The organism is Streptomyces sp. NPDC101776 (genome assembly GCF_044766845.1).
Classification (GTDB): Bacteria; Actinomycetota; Actinomycetes; order Streptomycetales; family Streptomycetaceae; genus Streptomyces.
In genome coordinates, this window is the sequence record NZ_JBIWMV010000013.1 from 290,165 (window position 1) to 300,492 (window position 10,328).

Here is a 10,328-nt window from a genome sequence, read left to right on the forward strand (position 1 = left end):
TTTCTCCTTCTTGGGGCGACTTCATGGGGCGATGCGACTGTCTCGTGCTAGTTACTATCACGTGCTAGTGAATCAGAACACCTCGGGAAGCGCCCGTCTTCGTCTTCCTCGTCGGCGGTGGTGTCGGTGTCGGTGTCGGTGTCGGCGATCGAGTCGCTCAGTGGGCGGTCGCCATCCGGCCGTGGCGTTGCTGCCGCCCGACTAGCACGTGCAAATAGGATGGGGGAGGCAGGTCGTGGGACGGATGGCGACGGATGGCCGGTGAGCGGCCCAGGAAGGAAATGGTGCGCGTGGCGGATCCGAAGCGGGTCACGGCGGCGGACGTGGCCCGGTCGCTGGGGCTCTCGCGGGCGACCGTGGGGTTCGTCCTGAACGACACCCCGGGGCAGACGATCCCGGAGAGCACCCGTCGGCGGGTGCTCGCGGAGGCGACGCGCCTGGGCTACCGCCCGCACCGGGCGGCACAGACGCTACGACGCGGCAGCAGCAAGGTGATCCTGTTCGTTCTGCCGGACTGGGCGGCCGGTCTCCCCATGCAGCAGCACCTCGACGAGGCCGCGCTCGCGCTGGACGAGGCGGGGTACACCCTGGTCACCTGCATGCGTTATGCCGCAAGCCGGGCGCGCTCCCTGTGGGAACTCCTCACGCCCGACGTCGTCCTCGGATTCAGCCCTTTCGACGCCGCCGAGCTGGCCTCGATGCGCGCCTGCGGCATCACCAGGATCGTCCCCGCCCCCGGGCAGCCGGTGACACTGGACGACTGGCCCGCGCTGGCTTTGGGAACGGCCCTTCAGGTCGAGCACCTGCACGACCAGGGCCATCGGCGCATCGGCTTCGCGGCCCCAGTCGACCCGCGTAGTTCCCTGCTGCTCGACACCCGCGTCCGTGCAGCCCAGCGGGCCGCTGTCCGGCTCGGCCTCGATCCGATCGACGTCCGGCCGGTGGATCACGGCGACGACTCCGCCCGCTCGGCGGTCCGCGGCTGGCGCGAGGCGGGGGTCACGGGCATCGCCGCCTACAACGACGACGCCGCGGCAGCGGTGGTGGGCGCGGCGATCCGGGCGGGCGTGTCCGTCCCCGGCGAACTCGCGGTCGTCGGCCACGACGACACGCCCCTGGCCGGCCTGTTCGTCCCCTCGATCTCCAGCGTACGGATCGACATCGTCAACCTCGGCAGGCACTTCGCCGCCTTCGCCCTCCATGAGGCCGACGGTCGTCCACTGCTTCCACGAGACACCAAGGACGACACGCTCGTGATCGTCCGAGAGTCGACGCGGGCGGATTCCGACACGGCGCGCGAAGTGGCCTGGGCCTGCCCTGACGGCTCGTCAGCACCGACGTCTCGGCCATAGGGATCGAAAGTCCTCGTGCGGTGAGGCGAGTTGCGGACCGGCCCTGGGTTGGCGTGCTCAATGCGGCGCGTCCGTGAACGCCTGGAAGTCTTCCCTCCGCGACAACGCCAGATTCCCCGGATCCAGTTCAGGGTGTCCTCGCTGAAGCGTGAATGCCTCGACCGGGCGATCTCAGATTCGTGGCCGATCGGCCATCGGCTGGTCGTTGGTCGTCGGTCGTCGGTCGTGAGATGTGGCCACGGTGTTCGAGATCCCACAGCAGCGGCCGCATCGCAGTTCGTCGCGGGCAGAGGGGAAAAACGCGAGAAGGACTGGCCGACGTGTGCGCCGCCAGGTCGACGTAGATCGCCCTCCGGGAAAACCTCGGCGAGTAGCTCACCAGTAGGTTCTTGGTCTGCTGGTGGTACACGAGCCCAACCGCCCCTGAGCCGCAGAGATAGGCGAAATTGCCCGATGGGAGGCGAAGTTGGCCCGCTCCTGGTCCGGATCTTGGTGAGGCACCGGCGTCCTCGGCCATGTACAACGGGTTCTCGTAGCGCATGTCGATCACGCCGGTACCGATCCGTCTCCAACGACGCCCCGTCGTGGACGTCCACGTCCGCGCTCAAGGCCGACGGCACCACCTGCAACACCATCTACACCCCCTACGACTCCCTGCTGCGCACCCTCCAGACACAGTCGCCGACAGCTGTCGGGGGCAGGCTACTGACGGACACCCGGTGCGTCAGCAGGGGCCTGGCCTACGAGACGCGCGCCGACATCTTCGACTCGACGGCGGGCTGTGGCTCCTTCAGAGGTGACTGGTCTCGTCGTAGATTCTCCAGTGCCACCACCCCCCTCGCCGCCGTGGTTGCCGATACGCGAAAGGATCGGGCAGGGTCCTGCGCCAGAGTTCCCCGTCCAACTCGGCCACCAGGACTGCCAGTTCGTCGCGTGCACGGGGAGGTAGCCTCGCCAGGACCAGTTCAAGGAGATCCCGGGCCAGAGCCACGTCCTCCTGCAGTTCACATCCATCACAGGGGCAGCGGGATCTGCGCAGGTACAGGTGACGGCCCGGACGGGCCAGGAATGTCCGGTAGTAGCGCAGCGCCGCTCGTGTGGCACCGGGCCAGAGGCCCTGATCGTCTGGACAGCAGGACTCGGCTCTGTGAATGGCGGACACGGTCCGACCTGACAGCCGATCGACACGGGACGGCCAGGGCACAGGAAGGCTTTCGTCCCACCAGGGACCGGCTCCCCTGTACAGCTGACGAGGCACCGACTTCTGGGCGCGTAGCACGCTGGGCCGTTTACGCGGCATGAGCCTTTCGGGTGGCGGTCATTCTGTGACCCTGGCACGGGTGACGAAGAGTTGTCCAGGCTCGTCCCCCCCCGTTGTGTTTTCCGCGGTCCTGCAAGAGGGTCGCCGGCCTCCGGGCCCGGCATGACTGTTCCCCCCTGCCGAACCGATGACCTGGGGGATGCAGGAAGAGCGCCCAGCGGGAGTCGTCGGCGGTCTGGACGAGTTCGGCGTGGCCGGTCGGCCGGACGGGGTGCATAACAGCGTGCCGGTGTGAAGGCGCGGGGTTGTGTGTGGAGGGCGTGCTCGCGGGGTTCTCGGGGCGAAAGCACTGCGGGCGCGGGCCCGCGTGAGGCCCTGCCTGGTGCCCCCCCGCCGGAGAACCGGTAGTACATGCCGCCGATCCCGTAGAGGCGGGGGCCTTCGATGTCGTCGGAGCGGCAACCGCACTGACCGGCCGTGATGAGCACCAGGCCGCATGAGGTCGACCTCGTTGGGCTTGAGGACACCAGTGGGGCCGGACTACGCCCGCCGGAGCCTGGATCGGCTGTCCGACTCATCCGGGCAGGACGGGCCACCACAAGGTGATCGACCCGCGCACACCGGCGCCGGGGAGCGAGGGGCGCAAGACCGGGCGGTCGGAGGACAGGGTGGTGTCGCGGCACCTGTAGGACGGTGATGACGGCACGATCAGGAGGTGGGAGAACGCCGGTCCAGGCGGTGTGGGCCACCGAGCGCTGGTCCGTGTGCCCACCGCCGACACTGTCGCCGCGGACGACGTCACCGATCTTCAGCAGGCGTTACGGAACGCGGCGCTCGACCCCTCGGACGGACCTCGCTCCGGTCAGGGACTCCGCGGGAGAACTGGCGAAGGTCTGCACGAAGTAGTGGCCCTTTCGGGGGAGTGGACCGGGAGGCGGGGGCGTCTCCCGCTTCGTGGTGTGAGCGACCTTGTTCGACGGGTTCGGGCAGACCACGCGTCGACCACTCCCTGGGACACGGCTCCCGGGTCGCGCGGCGGCTGACCTGCCGTCAGCACCATGCACGGCCCCGAACCGCGCCGACACGACGACGACCTGCGGATTCCGGCAGCGGGGCACGCTCCCGTCACGCCTGCGGTGATGAGGAGTCGAGCACGGCGAGCCGCTCGCGGATCAGATCGCTCTCGGGGTGCCCGATGGTGCCCAGGATGTCGAACGCCTCGCTCCACGCCGCGCGGGCGTCCTCGCTGGACTCCGTCGCGTGTACGTCGCCGATGTGAACGAGTGCGTCCGCGATCAGGTAGACGTCGTTCAGTCGGCGATAGGCGGCCAGGGCGCGGTCGAGTGCCCGCAGGGATGCGGCGTTGTCGCCGAGGCGATGGTGGGCCACGCCCAGGCTGTCCCAGGACGCTGCCTCGACAATGCGGTTGCCGGCTGCCTGGGCGAGCGCGATCGCATGACGGCAGTCCCGGACCGCACCCTCGAAGTCGCCCAGGAGAATGCGGGTCCAGCCGACCTCGTTGGAGACGGAGGCCGCCCCGACCGTGTGACCGGCCCTCTCGTAAAGGGCTGTTGCCGCCTTGTAGTGCACGAGGGCGACCCTGTGGGCCTTTCTGACATTGGCGAGGAAAGCCAAGTAGCGCCGGGCCAGCGCCTCTTCGGGGAGGTCGCCGATCTCGGAGAACATCGCCAGCGCCGTATGGAGGTGCTCCTCGGCCTCGTCGTCCGGCTCCGAACGACCGAGGGCGAAGCCCAACGACCGGTGCATCCACGCCTGTCCAGCGATGTCACCGACCCGCTGAGCCGCGGGCAGGGCCGCGCGCTGCGTCTCGATCTGCTCCTGGCGCCGTCCGCTGCGATCGAGGAACAGTTCGAGAACGGCCGCGAGTCGCCAGATCTGCGCACCGGCGCCGTAGTCCGTGTGATGGGTGACGATGGCCTGCAGATTGGGCATCTCGTGGTGCAGCCATTCGGCCGCCTCCGCGGTGCTCGCGAACGAGATGGCCTGGGCGCCCGGCGTGGGGAGCGGCAACACGGGTTGTTCGCGGTGGGTGTTGATGGCGGTCGAGGTGTTGTGCGCCGTGTGTAAGTAGTGGTCGTAGAGCCGCTGCCGGGCCTCCTCGACGAGGTGCCGGGAGTCCTCGGCCCGGGACGCCTCCCTGCTGAAGAGCCGCAGCATCGAGTGGGTGCTGTAGAGGCCGGACCTCTCCGGGGTGCACAGGCTGGCGCGGTGCAGTTCGGACATCACCCGGCGCATGACGCGCACCGGCAGGCCGGTCATGCTCGCCGCGGCCTCAAGGGAGACCTCGTGCGACGGGATCAGCCACAAACGGCGGAACGCCTCGGCCGCCCGCTCGCTGAGAGCGCGGTACGACCACGAGAAGACCGACCGTGTGTCGGTGACGGGATCGCTCGCGCCGCTGATCGAGAAGGCGTGGAGCCCGTCGCGCCCTTCCTCCAGCTCCGCCGCGATCTCGGCGAGTGGAGCGGCCGGGCGGATCTCCGCGCGGGCGCAGACGATGGCGAGGGCCAGGGGCAGTCGGCCGCAGTGCCCGGCCATGGCGGTCGCCACCTCGCGTTCCCGTTCGACCCGTGCCGTCCCGAGTCTCCTCGCGAGGTATTCGAGGGCTTCGGGGAGGGTGAGGACGTCCAGGTCGAGCAGCCGCGCACCTGAGGAGACGGCGAGTCCGGTCAGCTGCTGGCGGCTGGTGATGATGGTGAGACAGGCCGGATTGCCCGGCAGCAGCGGACGTACCTGGTTGGCGTCCCGCGCGTTGTCGAGAAGGATCAGACAGCGGCGCCGGGCCAAAAGGCTGCGGTACAAAGCGATTTGGCCGTCAAGGAGCGAGGGGATCCGTTTGTCGGGGACGCCGAGCGACTCCAGGAAGTAGCGGACCGCCGTGGAGGGGGTGAGGGGGTCGCCCTCGGGGTCGTAGCCGCGCAGGTTGACGTACAACTGGCCGTCGGGGAAGCGGTGGGCGGTGCGGTGCGCCCAGTGCAGGGCGAGCGTGGTCTTCCCCACGCCCGGCGCGCCCCCGATCGCGCCGATGACGCCCCTCGGGCTCGTGTCCGTCGGCAGGAAGGAGTCCAAAAGCTCGATCTCGGCCCGTCGCCCGGTGAACACCGGCAGACTCGCGGGCAGTTGGGCTGGTTCGGGCACGCGGGGAAGGTCACCAGGGGGAGCGGCGGAGGCCTTGGCGTGGGACGGATTGCCCTTGGCGGCGGGGGCCGTACCGCGCAGCACCTGGGCTTGTGCGGCGCGGAGTTCGGGACCGGGGTCGACGCCCAGCTCGTCGACCAGCTGCGAGCGCACGCGTCGGTAGTGCTCCACGGCCTGGGCCGTCTGCCCCTCCGCGGCCAGGACCCGGATGAAGCAGGCTTGCAGGGCCTCGTTGAGGGGATCGCCCTTCGCGGCCGGTCTGAGCAGCGGCAGCACCGTCCCGGTGTGCCCGGTGGCCAGCGCGGCCTCCGCGGCGGCCTGAGCGGCCTGGAAGTACTCCGCGTCGATCCCGGCGAACACGGTGTGCGAGCGGACCTCGTGGGGCAGACCGGCGACGACGGGGCCGCGCCACAGGGAGAGCGCCTTGACGAGATCGAAGGCTGCCGCGTCCTGTCGGCCGACCTCGGCCGCCTTCCGGCCTGCGTCGCGGTGCTCGCGGAACTGGAGGAGGTCCAACTCCGCGTCACTGAGGTTCAGTCGGTAGCCCCCGGCGGCCCGGACCAGTACCCGCGCCTCGCTCCGCTGCGTCAACTCCGGTTCCAGGAGACGTCGTAGAGCCCCCACATGACGGTGTACGACGTTGATCGCGCGCGACGGCGGATCGTCGCCCCACAAGGCGTCGACGATCTGGTGCACCGGTACCGGGTGGCCTGCCTGGGCCAGCAGCATGGCCAGCACGCTCTGTTGCTTGGGCGGTCCCAGGTGCAGCTCTCTGTCCTGGTACCAGGCTCGTAGCGGCCCGAGGACCGAGAGACGAAGCGGGTTCCGCTCCGCGGTGGGCGTCGGGTCCTGGTCCACTTCCTTGTCTCCTCAGGGTTGATGGGGACGGGGCGTCCGGGACGCCGCACGACGGACGGCATCATGACGGGGGACGAGGAGGGTCCGTTCTCCTAGTGCGAGGCACGTGTGCCCTCTCGGCCAGCTGGTGTCACAAAGGAACTCAGCCGGCACCGAACCGTTCTGCTCGCCCGAAGTTGGTCCGGTTGTCGTAGGCGTCCGTCCGGGAGACGCCGCTCCATGCCGCTGCCTTTGTCCGAGTCGCCGAAGTGGAGGAACCGGGTGGCCAGAACGCCGATCATCGGGCGCACCCGGTCGAGTGCTTCCTCGGATCCGCCTGCCAACACGGTGAGTTCACCGTGGGTGGCCGGTTCCACCGCGCCCGGCACCGGGGTGTCGAGGAGGCCGTCGGATCCCTCGTACACCTTCCGCACGGTCCGGCCGTCGGAGAGCGAGACGATCACGATGCCGGCCGAAGCAGCGGTCTCTCTGGGGGAGTTGACGGCCCGTGCGCCCGTCTCCGCCGCGACGTTCAGGGCCCGCTCGCGGGTCCGGGTGGTGACCGTCACGCTGTGCCCCGCCCTGCGCGGGCGTGCCACCATGAGGCGGCTGAGGCGACCGACGCCTACCACGGCCTCACAGGGCAGAGCGCCGCTCATGCGAGGCCGCCGTTGAGGCTGACGCCGTTCGCCGAGGGGTTCTCCACCAGGAGGACGGAGCCGTCGGCCATGTCCCGCGTGGTGGGCGAAACTCCGGTTGGGTGCGCTCGCGGGCGGCGTCCGACACCGGTTCGTTGCCCGCCCAGCAGGGGCTGTCGCCGCCGACACCGGAATGGATGGCGTTGAGGCCAGGCCACCGGACAACCGCACCGGGCCGGTGGGGGAGGTGCGCGACCGCAGAGTGTGGACGACGGTTGTGCAGCCGACCAGCTTCGACACGGCCAACTCCGTTGCCCCCGCGATGTCGTGGTCCGCGATCGTGTTCTGCCGCCTTCTCCGCCCGCGCTGTCGCGTCCGGCGATGACCACGAAGGCCTCGCGGCTCGCGTGGGTCGCGGCGAGTTCGCGGCCGATGCCGGCCGCTCCGGCGGCGACAAGAATCTGATTCGTCATGACATTTCCATTCGTAGTGACACGTTCGAAGCGGCAGGCCGGTAACGACGCTTTCGTGGCGGCCGGCTCTCCTGTCGCTGTCGATAGTGGTACGAACGTCCTATCGATTCCAACGAAATGTATTGAAAGGTATTATCGATGCTGACGATAATTAGGGGGCGGGATCACGGTCATTGAGATATTCCGTCACCGTCGCGGGGGAGTTGAGCTTCACCCGCGCAGCCTCCCGGCCCTCCGCGGCGGGGTCGGTGTTCCTGCCGGAGGCCAAGGCGGTCGTCGCGGCGGCGGAACGGGCCGGGGGCGGGTCGTGGACCGCTTCGTGGTGTGAGCGACCTTGCTCGACGCGTTCCGGTGAGCCGCACGACGACCACCCCAGGGGACACGTTTCCCGGGTCGCGCAGCGGCCGACCTGCCGTCAGCCTCATGCGCGGCCCCGAACCGCGCCGATACGGGGATGACCTGCGGATCGGCACGATGACCCGCGGCTGCGCTCGACGTGCCTCGCCTCGTGGGTGCCTTCCGGCGCCGCCATCCGCTGGTCGACATCCGGATCCAGATCCCCGACAGTGGCAGTGGCGGCGTCGCCGAGGACGTGCGGCGAGGGGCGGTTCTACGTCGGCGTCGTCGCCCTCGGGTCCGGCGAGGCCCATGATCCGGACCTACGGCATTTCGCCACCGTTCCCCTGGTGATGCTAAGGAAAAGGACGGAGATCCCCCTCGAAGCCGCGCGCCGCAGGATCCGTTCCCGGGCGGCGGACACCGGTCGCGCACTGACAGTGGCAGGCCGACGGCGACGGGTGGGTGTCCCTCCCCGTCCTCCCGCTACGTGTGATCGTGCCGGCCTGACGCTCGGGCACGTCCGGGAACGACAAGAAATGTCAGCGACATGGTGCCCAGTGCCTGTCCGCTGTCATGGAAATGTCGCAGAGGTGTCACGGGGTGAAAGATGGCGCATGCGTGTGCCGTGTTGTCGGCGTGACGGTCACGGAGATTCCGCGGCCCAGCCATCAGGAGGCACACACATGCTGCACGAGCGATTCGGGATCCTCGCCATTTCCGTGATGACAGGAGCCGTGCTGCTGACGGCTTGCAAGGGGGAGAACGACAGCGGCGCGGCCCTCGACGGACCGGCGCAGGCGTCCAACAGCGCGGACAGCTCGGCCGGTTCGCCACGGAGCGGCGCCGCCGTGACCGGCATCGGCGCTTATGCCAAGGACGCCGCGGGCGCGGTGTTCCTGGCCTCGGTCCTCACCGGGAGCAACGAGGTGCCTGTCGAGGGCAAGCCCGCGGTGGGTGATAAGGACGGCAGTGCGGTGGCCCTCATGCGGATCCAGGGACACGCCGTGTCCTTCGCGTTCACCTGGACGGGCACGGGCACCCCGACGATGGCACACCTTCACGAGGGCGAGCAGGGCAGCAACGGCGATGTGAAGATCCCCTTCTTCATGAAGACGCTCAAGGACGGCAGCCGTCACGTCTACGGCACGGTGAACGTGGCCGACTCCGGCCTGCTGAAGGACATCACCGTCCACCCCGAGCGGTTCTACTTCAATCTGCACACCGCCGAGTTCCCCGGTGGCGCGGTCCGCGGCCAGGCGCTCACGCTGCCCAGCGGCATCGATCTGCCGAAGACCATCAGGAACTCGTCCGTGAGCGGTGTCGTCAAGGGAGCGCAGGTCTACGCCTGCACCAAGCAGGCCGACGGTTCGTACGCGTTCACTCAGGACAACGTCGACGCCACCCTCCAGGGCGGTATCCAGCACTCGTTCGCCAAGGCCGGACCGGCAGGACCGCCGCAGTGGATCGCCAAGGACGGCTCCTCGGTCACCGGCTCGGTGGTCAACAAGTTCGACAACGGCGAGGGGAACGTCCCCCAACTGATCCTGAAGGCGAACCAGACCGGCAAGGACGAGGGGCTTCTCGCCAGGACGAACGTCGTCCTACGGCTCAACACGCACGGCGGCGTCGCCCCCGCGGGCACATGCGACCCGGCTGAGAAGCCCGAGGCACGCGTGGCGTACACCGCGGACTACCTCTTCCTCGCCGCGCGCTGAACCTGCCCACGTGAGTGGCGCGCTGAAGCGCGCACGGAAAGGGCACAGCCTGTCTCGCTCAGTCGACGGAGAACGGCTGAGCGAGACGGTGAGGAACGTGAATCTCCCGGGGGAGGCGGAGACCAGCACCGCGCCGATGTGAGGCGTGGTCCGCGGCTGACGGTGAACCCGCGAGTTGCTCGTCCTCGTATCAATTGGTTCGAGGCGTCGCGTTATTCGGTACGAGACGTCGCGACCGCGCGGCGCCACGCATTCAAGAAGGGTGAGGGTATGTCCGCACAGCGAGATGGCGGGGTTTCGTCGAAAAGATCGGTCGTCTTCGGGTATCTGGGTATCGCGTTCTGCCTGTTCTCGCTCTTCTGTCTGATCTCCACCGGCGATGCCAAGGACCCCACCTACTTATCCTCCGTGATTCTCGCTTTCGCGATCTGCGGCGGAATCGTTCGGCGGGGGCGCCGTTAGCCTCGATCGTTCATGAGTCCTCGTCGGTGTGCTGACGGGGACTCTGTGTTTGTGAGGTGCGGTCTTTTCGGGGTTGGGGCACGCTTTCGGCC

4 protein-coding genes and 1 pseudogene are annotated in these 10,328 nt (G+C 68.9%); 3 read left to right on the forward strand and 2 right to left on the reverse strand.

Annotated elements, in window-relative coordinates:
• Positions 1 to 290: 290 nt before the first annotated feature.
• A complete protein-coding gene (locus ACIRRY_RS33580) occupies positions 291 to 1,352 on the forward strand; it encodes a LacI family DNA-binding transcriptional regulator (protein ID WP_403980207.1) in 1,062 nt (353 codons plus the stop codon).
• A gap of 567 nt (positions 1,353 to 1,919) precedes the next feature.
• Positions 1,920 to 2,129: pseudogene (locus ACIRRY_RS33585) on the forward strand (hypothetical protein); the annotation flags it as partial.
• A 1,609-nt stretch (positions 2,130 to 3,738) separates the two neighbouring features.
• Here the strand turns inward: ACIRRY_RS33585 and ACIRRY_RS33590 are convergent.
• Together ACIRRY_RS33590 and ACIRRY_RS33595 are read right to left on the reverse strand one after the other, a co-directional pair.
• Positions 3,739 to 6,630: an AfsR/SARP family transcriptional regulator gene (locus tag ACIRRY_RS33590; RefSeq protein WP_403980210.1), complete on the reverse strand. Its 2,892-nt coding sequence runs from the start codon at positions 6,628 to 6,630 to the stop codon at positions 3,739 to 3,741.
• A gap of 92 nt (positions 6,631 to 6,722) precedes the next feature.
• Positions 6,723 to 7,268, reverse strand: coding sequence for an NAD(P)-binding domain-containing protein (locus ACIRRY_RS33595; RefSeq protein WP_403980213.1), 546 nt, complete (start codon positions 7,266 to 7,268; stop codon positions 6,723 to 6,725).
• A gap of 1,474 nt (positions 7,269 to 8,742) precedes the next feature.
• Between ACIRRY_RS33595 and ACIRRY_RS33600 the strand changes: the two genes are divergently transcribed.
• Positions 8,743 to 9,774 (forward strand): CHRD domain-containing protein, encoded by a 1,032-nt coding sequence (locus ACIRRY_RS33600; protein ID WP_403980216.1) that lies wholly within the window; start codon positions 8,743 to 8,745, stop codon positions 9,772 to 9,774.
• The last annotated feature ends 554 nt before the right edge of the window (positions 9,775 to 10,328 follow it).

What these genes read in the sequence shown, in the direction of transcription:
- ACIRRY_RS33595 (WP_403980213.1), bottom strand. Translation starts at nt 7,268, where the DNA reads ATGAGCGGCGCTCTGCCCTGTGAGGCCGTGGTAGGCGTCGGTCGCCTC.
- ACIRRY_RS33600 (WP_403980216.1), top strand. Translation starts at nt 8,743, where the DNA reads ATGCTGCACGAGCGATTCGGGATCCTCGCCATTTCCGTGATGACAGGA.